This window comes from Nocardia sp. NPDC058705 (genome assembly GCF_042749305.1).
Classification (GTDB): domain Bacteria; phylum Actinomycetota; class Actinomycetes; order Mycobacteriales; family Mycobacteriaceae; genus Nocardia.
The window spans coordinates 119,977-135,965 of the sequence record NZ_JBHYRN010000019.1 but is presented as its reverse complement, the minus strand read 5'-3'; the positions used below and the strand labels follow the sequence as shown (position 1 = coordinate 135,965).

At 68.2% G+C, this 15,989-nt stretch carries 12 protein-coding genes and 1 rRNA gene; 5 read left to right on the top strand and 8 right to left on the bottom strand.

All coding sequences use genetic code 11. The annotated features are described in order from the left end of the window. The 4 genes from ACFW6D_RS21640 to ACFW6D_RS21625 form a co-directional block, all read right to left on the bottom strand. A 16S ribosomal RNA gene (locus ACFW6D_RS21640) occupies positions 1-78 on the bottom strand; the annotation flags it as partial. A gap of 444 nt (positions 79-522) precedes the next feature. Beyond that, positions 523-1,203 (bottom strand): dethiobiotin synthase, encoded by a 681-nt coding sequence (gene bioD / locus ACFW6D_RS21635; RefSeq protein WP_379330736.1) that lies wholly within the window; start codon positions 1,201-1,203, stop codon positions 523-525. Further along, the gene (locus ACFW6D_RS21630; protein WP_379330734.1) at positions 1,200-2,354 is read right to left on the bottom strand and encodes an 8-amino-7-oxononanoate synthase; all 1,155 of its coding nucleotides are present in this window, start codon (positions 2,352-2,354) and stop codon (positions 1,200-1,202) included. Before ACFW6D_RS21630 ends, bioD begins: the two co-directional genes overlap by 4 nt. A 68-nt stretch (positions 2,355-2,422) precedes the next feature. After that, a complete protein-coding gene (locus tag ACFW6D_RS21625) occupies positions 2,423-3,700 on the bottom strand; it encodes an adenosylmethionine--8-amino-7-oxononanoate transaminase (protein WP_379330732.1) in 1,278 nt (425 codons plus the stop codon). 151 nt (positions 3,701-3,851) lie between these two features. On the opposite strand from ACFW6D_RS21625, the gene glgX reads away from it, so the two are divergent. Further along, entirely contained in the window at positions 3,852-5,954 is a 2,103-nt protein-coding gene (gene glgX, locus ACFW6D_RS21620) for a glycogen debranching protein GlgX (protein ID WP_379330730.1), read from the top strand. A 48-nt stretch (positions 5,955-6,002) separates the two neighbouring features. Further along, complete coding sequence (gene treY, locus ACFW6D_RS21615; RefSeq protein ID WP_379330758.1) at positions 6,003-8,390, top strand: malto-oligosyltrehalose synthase; 2,388 nt, start codon at positions 6,003-6,005, stop codon at positions 8,388-8,390. Between the two features lie 116 nt (positions 8,391-8,506). Here the strand turns inward: treY and ACFW6D_RS21610 are convergent, their stop codons facing one another. Together ACFW6D_RS21610 and ACFW6D_RS21605 are read right to left on the bottom strand one after the other, a co-directional pair. After that, the gene (locus ACFW6D_RS21610; protein WP_379330728.1) at positions 8,507-8,929 is read right to left on the bottom strand and encodes a hypothetical protein; all 423 of its coding nucleotides are present in this window, start codon (positions 8,927-8,929) and stop codon (positions 8,507-8,509) included. A 45-nt stretch (positions 8,930-8,974) separates the two neighbouring features. After that, positions 8,975-9,328: a nuclear transport factor 2 family protein gene (locus ACFW6D_RS21605; protein WP_379330726.1), complete on the bottom strand. Its 354-nt coding sequence runs from the start codon at positions 9,326-9,328 to the stop codon at positions 8,975-8,977. A 158-nt stretch (positions 9,329-9,486) separates the two neighbouring features. On the opposite strand from ACFW6D_RS21605, the gene ACFW6D_RS21600 reads away from it, so the two are divergent. Continuing rightward, entirely contained in the window at positions 9,487-12,408 is a 2,922-nt protein-coding gene (locus ACFW6D_RS21600; protein WP_379330724.1) for an AAA family ATPase, read from the top strand. Positions 12,409-12,495: 87 nt separating this feature from the next. Here ACFW6D_RS21600 and ACFW6D_RS21595 read toward each other — a convergent pair whose 3' ends face one another. Then, complete coding sequence (locus ACFW6D_RS21595) at positions 12,496-12,711, bottom strand: hypothetical protein (protein WP_379330722.1); 216 nt, start codon at positions 12,709-12,711, stop codon at positions 12,496-12,498. Between the two features lie 97 nt (positions 12,712-12,808). Here ACFW6D_RS21595 and ACFW6D_RS21590 point away from each other — a divergent pair, with 97 nt between their 5' ends. Then, the gene (locus tag ACFW6D_RS21590) at positions 12,809-13,243 is read left to right on the top strand and encodes a nitroreductase family deazaflavin-dependent oxidoreductase (protein WP_379330720.1); all 435 of its coding nucleotides are present in this window, start codon (positions 12,809-12,811) and stop codon (positions 13,241-13,243) included. 90 nt (positions 13,244-13,333) lie between these two features. Next, positions 13,334-14,686 carry a threonine ammonia-lyase IlvA gene (gene ilvA, locus ACFW6D_RS21585; protein ID WP_379330718.1) on the top strand — a complete coding sequence of 451 codons (1,353 nt, stop codon included), beginning with the start codon at positions 13,334-13,336 and terminating at the stop codon, positions 14,684-14,686. Here the strand turns inward: ilvA and ACFW6D_RS21580 are convergent, their stop codons facing one another. Continuing rightward, complete coding sequence (locus ACFW6D_RS21580; protein ID WP_379330716.1) at positions 14,687-15,937, bottom strand: serine hydrolase domain-containing protein; 1,251 nt, start codon at positions 15,935-15,937, stop codon at positions 14,687-14,689. Positions 15,938-15,989 lie beyond the last annotated feature (52 nt).

The window sequence follows — 15,989 nt, the reverse complement described above, 5'->3', positions numbered from 1 at the left end:
AGGGCCTTACCGCTCGACTTGCATGTGTTAAGCACGCCGCTAGCGTTCGTCCTGAGCCAGAATCAAACTCTCCGTTGAAGACTCTTAACCAACCCCCCAGAAGAGGGTCAATCAGAAATATCTAAACTAGAGTCCGAAAACCTAGCAAAACAAACACCAGCAAAAAGATTCGCTGTTGTTCAAATGTCCAACTTCCTACCGACCGGGGGGTACGGAGAAGTTGGAACCAATAATAATTATTGGCACTGACATTCATCGACACACTATTGAGTTCTCAAAGAACACACGCACACACTTCTACCCGACATCTTCTCGAAGGGGTTTCGGTGAGGCAAGAGTTCAAACTTAGCTCAAGGCTACCCCCGGAAGCAAGTCCCGAAGCATGTAACCCTGAACACATGATCAGTCAGGCGCTCAACGTCCTACCTCGTGTCTCGAACCGCTTAGCGGCTGAGTCGGTGTCCGTGTCGCTCTGACTCGAATAAAGTTACGTGCCGACAAACACGAAGTCAAATCGGCTGGTCAAGGGCAGTTTTCAAGCAAGAGACCCGTGGTGAACCAGTCCGGCGCGGCCGCAGTGAAGCGATCGCGGTCCCACTGTCCCACTCCCGCGGGGATAGTGCCGACCACCGGGGTCTGGGTAACTCGCGGAAGATCGTCGCGATTGCACTGCGCGGCGAGGTCGGGGGCGGTCGGCCAGGAGCCGATGACCAGGCCGGCGCACGGAACACCGGCCGCGGCGAGCGTGCGCGTGGTGAGTTCGCTGTGGTTGAGGGTGCCGAGTCCGGCCGCGGCGACGACCAGCACGGGTGCGCCGATCTTCTGCGCGAGGTCGAGCAGGGTGAACTCCCCCATGCGCACCAGCAGTCCGCCCGCCCCTTCGACCAGTACCAGGTCGGCATCGACGAGCGATTCGACGGCGGCGACGGTGTCGCTCAGCGTCAGTAGCGGCATGGCCGCGCGGCGTGCGGCGGTGTCGGGGGCGAGCGGTTCCGGGTAGCGGGCGAGTTCGAGGGTGCGGGTCACCCCGGTCAGGCGGGTGATCTCGGCGAGGTCGCCGGGTTCGCCGGGGGCGATGCCGGTCTGGGCGGGTTTGCAGACGGCGACGGTGCGGCCCGCGGCTTGTGCGGCGGCGGCCAGTGCCGCGGTGACGACGGTTTTGCCGACGTCGGTCGAGGTGCCGCTGATCAGCAGGACGGTCATACCGTCACCGATTCCTTACCGCGAGCCGATGCGAGGACATCGCCGAGGACCTCGGCGATCGTCTCGAGTTCGGCGGAGGTGAGGTCGGCCCGGGCGGTGAGGCGCAGCCGCGAGGTGCCTTCGGGGACCGACGGCGGGCGGAAGCAACCGACGTCGAGACCACGGGCACGGCAGGCCTGGGCGGCGTCGAACGCGACCTGGGCTTCACCGAGGACGACCGAGACCACCGCGGAATCGGGATCGGGGACATCGGCGATCCGGGCGATGTCGGCGGCGCGGTCGAGGACGCGGGTGGCCATCGAAGGATCGCGGCGCAGCAGGGACAGGGCGGCGCGGGCTGCGCCGACCGCGGCGGGCGCCAGACCGGTATCGAAGATGAAGGTGCGGGCGGCGTCGACGAGGTGGGCGCGGATTCTGGCATCGGCCAGGACGACTCCGCCCTGGGCGGCGAACGCCTTCGACAGGGTCGCGGTGACGACGAGGTCGGGTTCGCCTGCCAGGCCCAGCTCGTGCACGAGACCACGGCCGCCCGCGCCGCGCACACCGAGTCCATGGGCCTCGTCGACGATCAGGACGGCGCCGTTCTCGCGGGTGACGCGATGGAGATCGGCCAGCGGCGCGAGGTCGCCGTCGGCGCTGAACACCGAATCGGTGAGGACCAGCGCGCGCTCCTCGGTGCGCTCGGCGAGCAGTCGTTCGACCGCGTCGACATCGCGGTGAGGTGCGATCGCGACTCGTGCGCGGGAGAGCCTGCACGCGTCGACCAGTGAGGCGTGCGAGCCCGCGTCGGAGACGACGAAGCTGCCGCGTCCGGACAGTGCGGTGACCACGCCGAGGTTGGCGGCGTAACCGGTGGCGAAGACCAATCCTGTTTCGGCGCCGACGAATTCGGCCAGTTCGAGTTCCAGGAGAGCGTGCTCGGTGGTCGTTCCGGTGACCAGGCGCGAGCCCGTCGCGCCCGCTCCCCAGCGGCGCACCGCCTCGATCGCACCCTCGACGACCTCGGGGTGCCGGTGCAGGCCCAGGTAGTCGTTGGAGGCGAGGTCGATGGCGGGCGACTCGGCGGCACGCTCGCGCAGCTGCCTGCGTAGCCCGGCGTCGACCCGTTCGGCCGCACGCTCGTCCAACCAGCTCAACGGATCAGTACTCACAGTTGAGGAGCATACTTGAACACCGTTCAGGAGGTGAGAACTCCTGGCGAACCGAGCAGCCGCCACGGTCACGCGACCGAAGCCTTCACCGCCGCACGCACGGCCTCGGTGATGACGGCGATATCGGCGGAGGTGCTGATGAACGGGGGCATTGTGTAGACGTTGTTGCGGAACGGGCGCAGCCAAGCGCCCGCGTTCACCGCGGCGTCGGTAGCGGCGCGCATATCGACGGGTTCGTCGAGTTCGACGACGCCGATCGCGCCGAGCACGCGAACCTCGGCGACGCCGGGCAGTTCCGCGAGGGGTGCGAGGCCCGCACGCAGCTCGGCCTCGATCCGGGCCACTTCCGCGCGCCAGTCCCGCGACAGCAGCAGTTCGATCGAGGCGACCGCCACGGCACAGGCCAGTGGATTGCCCATGAAGGTCGGCCCGTGCATCAGCCCGCCGTGCGCGGCGCTGATCGCCTCGGCGATGCGTGAGGTACACAGCGCGGCGGCCAAGGTGAGATAGCCACCGGTCAACGCCTTGCCGACGCACATCACATCGGGAGCGACGCCCGCGTGGTCGGCGGCGAACAGTTCGCCGGTGCGGCCGAATCCGGTGGCGATCTCGTCGAAGACGAGCAGGACGTCGTTGTCGTCGCAGATCCGGCGCAGTTCGGTGAGATAGCGCGGGTCGTGCCAACGCATGCCGCCCGCGCCCTGCACGACCGGTTCGACGATGACCGCGGCCAGCTGGTCGCGGTGGGTGGCGACCGCGCGTTCGAGTTCGGCGACGTAGCCGGGTTCGAAGTCGCGCGGGGGTGCGGGGGCGAAGATCTGTTCGGTGAGGACGTCGGTCCACAGCGAGTGCATGCCGCCGTCGGGATCGCAGACGCTCATCGGTGCGAACGTGTCGCCGTGGTATCCCCCGCGCCAGGTGAGCAGCCGGTTCTTCGCCGGGCGTCCGACGCTGCGCCAGTACTGCAGGCACATCTTCGTCGCGACCTCGACCGATACCGAGCCGGAATCGCAGAGGAAGACCTTGTCCAGGCCGGCGGGCGTGATCTCGACCAGCAACTGAGCCAGGCGGGTGGCCGGTTCGTGGGTGAGCCCGCCGAACATCACGTGACTCATCCGTTGCGATTGCGCGAGTAGCGCCGCGTCCAGGACCGGGTGGCAGTAGCCGTGCACGGCAGCCCACCACGAGCTCATCCCGTCGACGAGTTCGCGGCCGTCGGCGAGGGTGAGTCGCGTGCCCGCCGCGCTCGCCACCACCAGCGGTTCGGTGGTGGCGGGGAATCCGCCGTAGGGATGCCAGACGTGTTCGGCATCGAGGGCGGTGATCTGCTCGGGGCTCAGGTCCACAGGTTTCCTCGTCGTCGCCCGGGGCCGTCGAAACGACAGCCTTGAACGCCGTTCAAGTTATCACTTCCCGCCCGGCGGTTGCACGCCGTCTGAGCAGCGGTGCCGGTCACATCGTGCGCGGTGGGTGGCGGGGTTCCATTACTGTCGTAGCATGTCGAGCCCGAACGACCGTCCCGAGGTGTGGCCGGGCACCGCGTATCCGCTCGGCGCGACCTACGACGGCGGTGGCACGAACTTCTCTGTGTTCTCCGAGGTCGCCACGAAGGTCGAGCTCTGCCTGATCGCCAAGGACGGCTCCGAGACCCGCGTCGATCTCGACGAAGTCGACGGTTACGTCTGGCACGCCTACCTGCCCGCCGTCATGCCGGGTCAGCGCTACGGCTTTCGCATCCACGGCCCCTACGATCCCGAGCTCGGCCTGCGGTGCGATCCCAGCAAACTGCTGCTCGATCCGTACGGGAAGGCGTTCGACGGCGAGTTCGTCAACGATCCCTCGCTCTATACCTATGGCCTGGATTCATTGGGCCACACCATGACCGGGGTGGTGATCAACCCGTTCTTCGACTGGGGTCCCGATCGGCCGCCGAACCGGCCCTATCACGAGACGGTGATCTACGAGGCGCACGTCAAAGGCCTGACGATGACGCACCCGGACATCCCGGAGGATCTGCGCGGCACCTACGCGGGCCTGGCGCATCCAGCGATCATCGGGCACCTGAAGTCGTTGGGGGTCACCGCGATCGAGCTCATGCCGGTGCACCAGTTCTTCCACGATCACGTGCTCACCGACCAGGGTTTGCGAAACTACTGGGGCTACAACAGCATCGGCTACCTCGCGCCGCACAACCAGTATTCGGCCAGGCCCCGCGGCGACGGTGCGGTGGCGGAGTTCAAGGCGATGGTGCGGGCGATGCACGCCGAGGGCATCGAGGTGATTCTCGACGTCGTCTACAACCACACCGGCGAGGGCAACCACAACGGGCCGACGCTGAGCCTGCGTGGGATCGACAATGCCGCCTACTACCGCCTCGAAGAAGACGACCCCGAGCACTACAAGGACTACACCGGCACCGGCAACAGCCTCAATGTCCGGCACCCGCACACCCTGCAGCTGATCATGGACTCGCTGCGGTACTGGATTCTGGACATGCACGTCGACGGCTTCCGCTTCGACCTCGCCGCGACGCTGGCACGCGAATTGCACGATGTGGACCGGCTTTCCGCGTTCTTCGACCTGGTCCACCAGGACCCGGTGGTGAGCCAGGTCAAGCTCATCGCTGAACCGTGGGACGTCGGCGAGGGCGGCTACCAGGTGGGCAACTTCCCCAGTCTGTGGACCGAGTGGAACGGCAAATACCGTGACACGGTGCGTGATTACTGGCGCGGCGAGCCTGCGACGTTGGGCGAGTTCGCCTCTCGGCTCACCGGGTCGTCGGATCTGTACGAGTCGACGGGTCGCCGACCGGGTGCCAGCATCAACTTCGTCACCGCGCACGACGGGTTCACGCTGCGAGACCTGGTGTCCTACAACGAGAAACACAACGACGCCAACGGCGAGGGCAACCGGGACGGCGAAAGCCACAACCGGTCATGGAACTGTGGCGTCGAAGGTGAGACCGACGATCCGCGGGTGCTCGCGCTGCGCGCTCGTCAACAACGCAATCTGCTGGCCACGCTGATTCTGAGTCAGGGCACGCCGATGCTCGCCCACGGCGACGAGATCGGCCGCACCCAGCTCGGCAACAACAATGTGTACTGCCAGGATTCGCCGCTGGCGTGGATGGACTGGTCGCTGGCGGAGTCGAATGCCGACCTGCTCGAATTCACCCGGACCGTGATCGCCCTGCGCACCGAGCACCCGATCTTCCGGCGGCGCCGATTCCTGGCCGCCGGTCCGAGCGACGACCAGGGTCACCGGCGTGAGATCGCCTGGTTCGCGCCCGCGGGCAACGAGATGACCAACGACGACTGGGACAGCGGCTTCGGGAAATCCCTGGCCGTCCTGCTCGACGGCGACGGCATCGCCGAACCCGGTCCGCGCGGTGAGCGCATCACCGACGACTCGTTCCTGCTGTGCTTCAATGCGCACGACGAGGCGATCGATTTCGTGCTGCCCGGCCCGGAATTCGGTGCGCAGTGGTCACTCGCCCTTGATTGCTCGACCCCGACCGGCGCGGCCGACGCGGTGTACGCCGCCGCCACGACGCTGCCGGTGGCCAGCCGCTGCCTGCTCGTATTGCGCCGAACCGCCTAGCCGCCGAACGAGACGATGACCGAAACCTACGTGACCGACCCACTGACCATGCTGCATCGCGCGCCCGTGCGGGCCCGTACGGTGCGCAGCACCTACCGGCTGCAGTTGCGCCCCGACGCGCTCACCTTCGCCGATGCCCGCGCCATCGCCGAATACCTGCAGCAGCTCGGCATCTCACACCTTTACCTGTCGCCGATCCTGACCGCGGCGCACGGATCGACACACGGTTACGACGTCACCGATCCGACCACGGTATCGGCCGCGCTCGGCGGGCCGACGGGCCTCAAGGCGCTCTCGGACGAAGTGCGCAGTCGCGGAATGGGATTGATCGTCGACCTGGTGCCCAACCATGTCGGTGTCGCCGACCCGCACCAGAATCAGTGGTGGTGGGATGTACTGCGCAACGGCCGCAAGTCGAAGTACGCCAAGTTCTTCGACATCGACTGGAGCTCGGGCAACGGCGCGGGCGGACGACTGGCGCTCCCGGTTCTGCAGAACGAGAACGATCCGGCCGCGCTCACCGTGGACCGGTCCGGGCCGGAACCGATGCTGGCACTGCACGATCTGCGATTCCCGATCGCGGCGGGCACCGACGGCGACAACGCACTGCGCATCCACGACCGCCAGCACTACCGCCTCGTCAGCTGGAAGGCGGGGGTGTGCACGTATCGGCGGTTCTTCGCGGTGAGCAGCCTGGCCGCGCTCCGGCAGGAGGACCCGGAGGTGTTCGAGGCGACGCACCGGGAGCTGGCGGCCTGGTGCGAACACGATCTGATCGATGGGGTTCGGGTCGACCATCCGGACGGATTGTCTTATCCGAGTGCGTATCTGACGCGGTTGCGCAGACTGATCGGACCGCAACGGCTGCTGTTGGTGGAGAAGATCCTCGCCAATCGCGAACCCCTGGACGCGACGCTGCCGATCGACGGAACCACCGGGTACGACGCGCTCGCCGATCTCGGTGGGGTGCTGATCGATCCGGCGGGCGAGGCGCCGCTGACCGAGCTGTCCCAGCACGTCGCGGGACACGGCAGCGATCGGGCGTGGTTCGGTGAGACCGAGCATCGGATCAAGCGAGCGGTCGCGGAAACCATTCTGGCGCCGGAGATCCGGCGGTTGGTGGCCGCGATCAAACGCGACGGCAACGCGGGCAGTTTTGACACCCTCGCGGTGACCAACGCGACCATCGAGGTGCTGGCTTTCATGCCGGTGTACCGGGTGGACTACGCGCCACTGGCGGGCATGACGGCCGCGGTCGTGGCGGAGGTGGAGAAGCGCAATGCCGAACTGACGGCACCGCTTTCGGTGCTGGTGACCGCCCTGTCGGTGGGCGGTGAAGCGGCGACCAGGTTCTCGCAGGTGTGCGGGGCGATCACCGCGAAGTCGGTCGAGGACACCATGTTCTACCAGGGTGCGCGGCTGGTGTCGCTGCAGGAGGTGGGTGGTAATCCGGCGCGATTCGGGCACACCATCAACGACTTCCACCTGTCCAACAGTGAACGCGCGCAGCGCTGGCCCGCGACCATGACGACGATCTCGACCCACGACACCAAGCGCGGCGAAGATGTGCGCGCCCGGATCGGGGTGCTGTCGCAGGTCGCCGATGTGTGGTCGCAGCGGGTGCGTGGATGGTTGGAGACGACCCCCGCGCCCGACGGGGCGACGGCACTGTTCTTGTTGCAGAACATGTTCGGGGTGTGGCCCGCCGACGGGCGACCCGCGTCGTCGGTGCCGGGGCTGCGGGATCGGCTGCACATGTTCGCGGAGAAGTCGATTCGCGAGGCGGGGACGAAGACGTCGTGGGAGGAGCCCGACGCGGAGTTCGAATCGGCCGTGCACGGCTGGCTCGACGCGGTGATCGATGGGCCGGTCGGTACCGGAATCGGAGACCTGGCCCATGAACTCGCGCCGCACGCATGGTCGGATGCGGTGGCACAGAAGCTGTTGCAGCTTGGCGCGCCGGGAATTCCCGATATCTATCAGGGCACCGAGCTGTGGGAGGACTCCCTCGTCGACCCCGACAATCGGCGCCCGGTCAATTTCGCCACCCGGGTCGGGATGCTCCAGTCACTCACCGACACACCGACTCTGGATACCACCGGCGCCGCGAAGATGTGGGTGGTGGCGTATGCGCTGTGGTTGCGCCGGGAGCGGCCGGAATGTTTCGTCGGCGGGATGTACCGGCCGCTGTATGCCGCCGGTGAGCACGCTCATCGGTTCGTCGCCTACGGGCGGGGTCCCGCGGGTGAAGCACCGGAGGTGATCGTCGCGGCGACCCGGCATTCGGTGGGGCTCGCCGCGACAGGCTGGCTCGACACCACTCTACCGCTGCCACAAGGTAATTGGACTGACCGCCTGACCGGCAATACTTACGCGGGTAACGCCCGATTGGAAAAGCTGTTCGCCCGCTTGCCGGTTGCCCTGTTGGTGCGCTGAGCATCTACGCGTAGGATCCGGTACCCGGACACCGCATTCGAGCGAGCACAGCACTTCACCGGCGCGGGCACGAGGAAAGGGCCGAAGCATGGCGCCTCGGCCCTCTCGTGATCGGCTCAGCGGCTGCGACGCAGGCCGAGGTACTGCAGGGCGGCGAAACCGCCGACGGTCGCCGACTGCATAACCGCCCACACCGCACCGACCGTGGTGAGCCCGAGCAAGCCGGTCACCACGGCTGCGAGGCTGGCCACCACCCAGGCGGTGTTGCCGATCGCCACCGCCGACGCCGCCGCACGGTTGGTGCGCGCCGGACGGCCGACGAGCGCGACGCCGATGCCGTACGCGGTGAGGAAGGCGCCGATCGCCAGGCCGACGGTGGCGTCGAGGCCGAGCAACCGTTCCAGTGGTTGTGCCAGGGCGAGGTAGGCAAGGCCGTTGGCGGTGGTAACGACGGCGTCGAGGCGAAGGGACAGACGCAGCAGGTTCTCGCCGGAGGCGAACAGGGCGGACAGGCGGGACGGGGTGGTGGCGGTTGTCATGGCAAATCTCCTTGGGTGCGAATGCATTTGGTGAACGCTGTCGCGTCAGGCGGCGGGGACCTGGTCGAGGAAGCCGAAGACGCTGTTGATGCGGCCGTCGGTGAGGACGGCGACGTCGAAGCCGATCACTACGGCGGGGGCGTCGGCGGGGCCGAGGCCCCAGGTGAAGCGGACCTGGTCGTGGTGGGCGTCGATCGGGCCTGCGAGGGTGAAGGTCCAGTCGGGGAACTGGGCTTGGACGCCGACGATGGCGGCCTCGAGTTCGGCGTGGCCGGTGACCGCGACCAGCGGGTCCACGTAGCGGGCGTCCGGGGTGAACAGGCGGGCGACCGCGGAGCGGCGGGCGGCGGGCTCGCGGGTGTTCCAGGCTTCCAGGTACTGCGCGACGACGGTGTTCATCTCGACCTCCGATATAGGCTTTGAGCTGGCGTTTCGCTGGTTGTTCCTGCGATGGGTACAACGTTATGGCGCCATGGGGGTCGGTCGAATCAGTCGCCTATAGGTACTTTTTCCGTCGCTACTACTGCCGGTACCGGTACGGCGATACGGTGGAGCCCATGCTGCACGGACGCGACGACGAACAGGCCAGGATCGATGACCTGCTCAGTGCGGCGCGCACGGGTCGAAGCGGGGCCTTGGTGTTGCGTGGTGAGGCCGGGATCGGCAAGACCGCGCTGCTGGATTACGCGGCGACGCAAGGTTTTCCGACCGTGCGCAGTGCGGGCATCGAGTCCGAGGCCGAATTGCCCTTCGCGGCACTGCATCTGCTGGTCCGGCCGGGCATGGCGCTGGTGCGGCAACTGCCGTCGCGCCAGCGAGACGCCCTCGAAGCGGCATTCGGGCTCGGCGACGGTGCTCCCGCCGATCGGATGCTGATCGGGCTGGCGGTGTTGACCCTGCTCGCGGAGGAGGCGGCGCAGGGGCCGCTGCTGTGCGTGATCGATGACGCGCACTGGCTGGATCAGGCCAGCGCGGAGGCACTGTTGTTCGCGGCGCGCAGGCTCGATGCTGAAGGTGTGGTGATGCTGTTCGCGACGCGGTCGGGGCCGCAGGATTTTCCCGCGCCCGGGCTGACGGAACTCGCGCTGTCGGGGTTACGCCCCGATGCGTCGGCGGCGCTGCTCGATGCCGGGACAACGCCGCTGAGTCCGGCCGTACGGTATCGATTGCTCGCCGAGTCGGGTGGTAATCCGCTTGCACTGCTGGAACTTCCGAGCGTAGTCGGCGAGGACGGTGATGCGAATCCCTTGCCGTTGACGCAGCGGTTGCAGTTGGCCTTCCACGGTCGGGTCACCCGCTTGCCCGCGGCCACGCGGACCGTCCTGCTGATCGCGGCGGCGGCCGGTGCGGCGGATCTGGCGCCGATTCTGCGTGCCGCGGCCGACCTCGGTGCGTCACTGCGGGATCTGCAACCCGCCCAGGACGCGGGCCTGATCGGTGCCGACGGTCAGGCGCTGACCTGGCACCATCCGCTGATGCGGTCGGCGGTGTACCAGGGCGCCGCGCTCACCGATCGTCTGGCCGCCCATCGCGCGCTCGCCGACGCACTGACCGATGCCGAAGCCGCCGATGTGCGCGCGTGGCATCTCGCCAGCGCCGCAACAGGTCCCGACGAAGACACCGCGACCGCACTGGAGCGAACGGCCGACCGGGCCCGGCGCCGCCACGGCCTCCACGCCGCTGTGGCCGCCTACGATCGTGCGGCCGCGCTGAGCATCGACACGAACGCCCGCGTGCGCCGACTCGTCCTCGCCGCCGAGTCCGCGACGGAGGCAGGCCTCACCGACCGCGCGGAGCGGTTGGCCGAGCGAGCCGCGGCCTTGTCGAGCGAGATCAGGGCCGAGGCGGTCGGTCCGCCGACTACCTCGCGACCCGGTTCGATATCCGGCGCCCCTCAGCTCGATACGGAACGCACCGAACTCGCGTCACCTACTGGCGAATCCTCGCCACACAGCGTCGAATTCGACGTCCGTACACAGGTGACCGAGGTTGCCCGCAACGGCCTGGCGGATGGCGGCCCGAGTGGACGCGAGCCGTACAGCGCCGCAGGGGTAGGCGACGGGGAGCAGTTCGGTGGTAGCGGGTACGGGCTGCGACTGGACTTGGTGCGGGCACAAGCCGAATTCGCCGGTGGCAAGCCGGGTTCCGCGCATCGACGGTTGATGGCGGCGGCTGTGGCGGTGCGGGACAGCGATCCTCGTGGTGCGGCGCGAATCCTGACCAAGGCGGTGCACACCGGGTGGTATCTCGGGCCGGAGGAACTCGACGAAGTCGCGGCCGTACTGGCGACGCTGCGGCTGGTGGAAGACGATCCCGCGACGCCGATCGCTCGGTACCTGACCGGGTCGGTGACGGGACAGTGGGTCGCTGACCTGCGGGATGCCGCCGCTGCCGCCAAGGCGAGCGGGGCGGAAAGTCCGGCTGATCTCGTGCAACTGTGCGGCAGCGGCCTGGTGGTCGGGCAGGACGAGCAGGTCGAGGAGCTGGCCGGTGAGTTGATCAGGGAAGGCCGAGAGCAAGGGCGGATCGGGGTGCTCGCGCCGCTGCTGTTCTTTCGATCCGAGGGGTTGCTGTTCGGTGGACGGCCGAAGGAGAGCCGGATCGCGGCCGAAGAGGGATTGCGGATCGCCCGCGACATCGGGCAGGCGCAATGGGTCAGTCAGATCCATGCGTTCCTGGCGTATCTCGCTGCGCTACAAGGTGATTCGGCATCGTGTGACGAGCATGCCGAGCGGGCGGTAGCCGAGGAATTCGGTGGGCCGGGCGCGGTCGGTGCGTCGTGGGCGCATGCCGCCGTGGCCCTGCTGGCACTCGGCGAGGGCAGGCTGGAACTGGCGCGGACAGAGCTCGCGCATATGACGGTCGAGCCGGCTCGGCATCACGTGATCGGGCTGCGCACGCTTCCGGATCAGATCGAAGTGGCGGTTCGGCTCGGCGCGACCGACCGCGCCACCGAGGCGCTCGATCGGCTCAACCAGTGGTCGCAGCGGGCCGGACAGGAATGGATCGCGGCACTGGCCGCCCGTGGACGTGCGTTGCTGGCCGACGGACCGGACGCCGAGCAGCACTTCCGATCCGCACTCGCCACGAACCGGCCGTTCGACGAAGCCCGCACCCGACTGCTCTACGGCGAATGGCTGCGCCGCGACAAACGGAAGGTCGACGCGCGCACCCAACTCGAACAGGCGATGGCCCTGTTCGACCGGCTCGACGCGGCACCGTGGAGCGAACGCGCCCGCACCGAACTCGGCGCACTCGGGGTCGGCACCGGTGCGCGAGCGAGCGGCGGACCGCTGAGCTCGCTCACCCCGCAGGAGTCACAGATCGTGCGGCTGGCGGCGCAGGGCTTGTCGAATCGGGAGATCGCGGCGCGGCTGTTCCTGAGCCACCGCACGGTCGGCCATCACCTCTACAAGGCGTATCCGAAGCTGGGTGTGCTCTCGCGCGCGGAGTTGAGCGCGCTCGAACTGGCGGAGTGAGCGGGCACGGGACTCGAATCAGAGGGAACCAGCTCGGCCCGAACCATATGGGCGCCGGAGATCTAGGCGGACGTCAGGCGCGTCGAATCAGCTGCGTGATGCGGTGCGGGTGGCGCCGATAGTCCAGCGAACGGCGGCAACTGCGGCCCCGGCCAGCACCGCGACCTGCGGCGACCCGACGATCAGCAGCAACAGCGAACCGACCACGAGCGCGGCGACGAGCGCCTCGAGCTTGTAGACCGGCCAGGCGCTACCCGCGATGTCGACGGTCGCGGATGCTGCCGGTGAGGTGAGCACTGCCATGCAGACCAGGATAGGCGCACATCGAAGTTCGGGCCACCGAACTTTCCCGAGTGACTCTGTCGGGAACATCACATAGCGTTGATTCGTTGTGCAGGTCATGCCATTGACAGGAGAGTACGCACCGAGCACCTCGGACTGGGCACGCGAACAGGCCGAGGCTTACGAGAATTCCGGCGGCACCGAGGGCACCTCGATGCAAGGCAAGCCCGTCATCCTGCTCACCACCAAGGGCGCCAAGACCGGCAAGCTGCGCAAGACGCCGCTGATGCGGGTCGAGCACGACGGTGAGTACGCCGTCGTGGCCTCGCTGGGCGGGGCGCCGAAGAACCCCGTCTGGTACTACAACATCAAGGCCGATCCGCACGTCGAACTGCGCGACGGCACCACCACCAAGGACTACACCGCGCGCGAGGTCTTCGGCGAGGAACGTGCGCGGTGGTGGGAGCGCGCGGTCGCCGTGTGGCCCGACTACGACGAGTACACCAAGAAGACCGATCGCGTGATCCCGGTCTTCGTCCTCACCCCGCGCTGAAACCCGCAGGTGGGAGCCCACTCGCCGGCACTGCGACGGCGGGTGGTTCCACTGATCGAGCGTGGCGAGGGCCTCGGTAGCATTGTCGAGGTGCCCCCCATCGCTGACGTCGCCGAAGTGTCCGTAATCCGTCCGCCGCTGTCCGCGGACGAGATCGACGCCGCCGCCAAGCGAATTTCCGACATCATCGAGCCGACACCGTTGCAGTACAGCGCACGCCTGTCGGCGAGCGCCGGCGCGCAGGTCTACCTCAAGCGCGAGGACCTGACCGCGGTCCGCTCCTACAAGCTGCGCGGCGCCTACAACCTGATGGTGCAACTCACCCCCGCCGAACGCGCGGCCGGCGTGGTGGCCGCGAGCGCGGGCAACCACGCACAGGGCGTGGCCTTCGCCTGCCGGGCGATGGGTGTGCGCGGGCGCATCTACGTGCCGACCACCACCCCCAAGCAGAAGCGTGACCGTATTCGCGTGCACGGCGGCGAGTTCGTCGAGTTGATCGCGGTCGGCGAGACCTACGACGCCGCCGCAGCGGCCGCCGCCGACGATGTCGCCCGCACCGGCGCCACCATGGTCCCGCCGTTCGACGACGCCCGCACGGCCGCCGGTCAGGGCACCATCGCCGCGGAATTCCTCGAGCAGCTCGGCACCGCGCCCGACCTGGTGATCGTGCCGGTCGGCGGCGGTGGCTGTCTGGCAGGCATCGGCACCTACCTGCGTGAACGGGCGCCGCAGACCGGTCTGCTCGGCGTCGAACCCGCGGGTGCGGCCTCGCTCACCGCGGCGCTGGTGGCCGGTGCGCCGGTGACGCTGCCCGAGATCGACCCGTTCGTCGACGGTGCCGCCGTGCGCCGCATCGGCGATCTGCCCTACCGAGCGGCCGCGTCGTTCGGCGGGAAGATGGTCTCGCATGCCTCGCTGCCGCTGCTCACCACACCCGAAACCCACACCGGCACAGCACCTTTCCGGGTGATGCTGGTCGACGAGGGCGCCATCTGCACTGCGATGCTCGACCTCTACCAGAGCGAAGGCATCATCGCCGAGCCCGCAGGCGCGCTGGCCACCGCGGCGCTGGCCGAGATCGATGTCGAACCCGGCAGCACCGTCGTGGTGCTGGTCTCGGGCGGCAACAACGATGTCTCGCGCTACGGCGAGATCATCGAACGCTCGCTCGTGCACCGCGGTCTCAAGCACTACTTCCTGGTCGACTTCCCGCAGGAACCCGGTGCGCTGCGCCGCTTCCTCGACGATGTCCTCGGCCCCGACGACGACATCACCATGTTCGAGTACGTCAAGCGCAACAACCGCGACACCGGGGCGGCGCTGGTCGGCATCGAACTCGGTGCGACCGACGACCTGGCCTCGCTGATGCATCGCATCGAGGAGTCCCCGATCCAGGCCGAACGCCTGGAACCGGGCTCCCCCGCCTACCGCTACCTCACGTAGTCAGGCCGCCGCACGGTCCGCACGGCGCCGGGGTTCGCGGCTCGCGCGCACACTCGACAGCACCAGCGGCAGCAGCCAGCCCATGGCGAACTGGTCGTAGGGCAGCAGGATCTGGTCGAGGCGGTTGTGCACGTAGGCCACCGACAGGCCCGACTGCGGGTCGACCCAGCCGAACGAACCGCCCAGGCCGATGTGACCGAAAGCGTGCCGTGCGCCGGGCACGGGCAGCGAGTGATAGCCCAGATGCCACATCATCGGCAGGTAGAACAGCGCGTGGTCGAGCCGGTAGGTCTGGATCCGGCGGATCGTGGCGTGCGTGCTCGGCGACAGGAACGGCGAGCCGTCGACGGTGACGCCGTCGGCCAGCGCGGCGTACATCTTCGCCAGTCCGGCGGCGGTCGCGACACCGTTGCCCGCGGGCATCTCGGTGTTCAGGACCGGCGGGTCCTCACCGTCGAGGATCGCGTCGAGGCCGGGCACGAACAGGCAGCGGGCGGCCGCACCGAGCGGTCCGGGTAGCCGGAAGCCGACCTTGGCGAGGAAACCGGCGGCGAGCGGGTGCGCGGCGAAGCTCATGTGCGCGCCCGCGAGCTGGGCGTATTCGGTCGACGAGTCTGCGGGCGGGCGCCCGAGGTGGATGCCGTCGATGCCGAGCGGATCGGTGACCTCGCTGCGAATCAGCTCGCTCATGCTGCGACCGGTGACGCCTCTGGCAATGCCCGCGAGCAGCCAGCCGTAGGTCAGGGCGTGGTAGGTGGGGGTGCCGAGCATCCGGTCGGGCCTGGACAGCGCGAGGCGGTCCTCCATCAGCTCGTGATCGAGGGCTTCGGCGGCGGTGTCGGCGACCGCGGACAGCGACGACAGTCCGGCCCGGTGGGTGAGCACGTCGGCGACGGTGATCGCGCCCTTGCCGTGCGCGGCGAAGCGCGGCCAGTATTCGGCGACCGGGGCCTGGTAGTCGATCAGGCCGCGATCGGCGAGGCGGTGGATGACAGTGGCGGTCACGCCCTTGGTCGCGGAGAACACGATCGGAGCGGTGTTCGCGTTCCAGGGTCGGTCGCCCGCGCTGCCGATCCAGAAATGGGCGAGCGGTTCTCCGTGCCGGTAGACCGCGAGTGCCCCGCCCGCGTCGCGACGGTTGCCGATCAAGGTGGCGAATGCGCGCACCAGCGGGCCGAATCCAGCCGGGGCGTAGCCCCCGACACCGGCCGGGAGGGCAGCGCTTTCCTGCCCGTAAGCGTCGTTGCTCATCATCTGACTATACGGCGTTATGTCCATTCGGCAACGGCTCGTTTCGGACTGT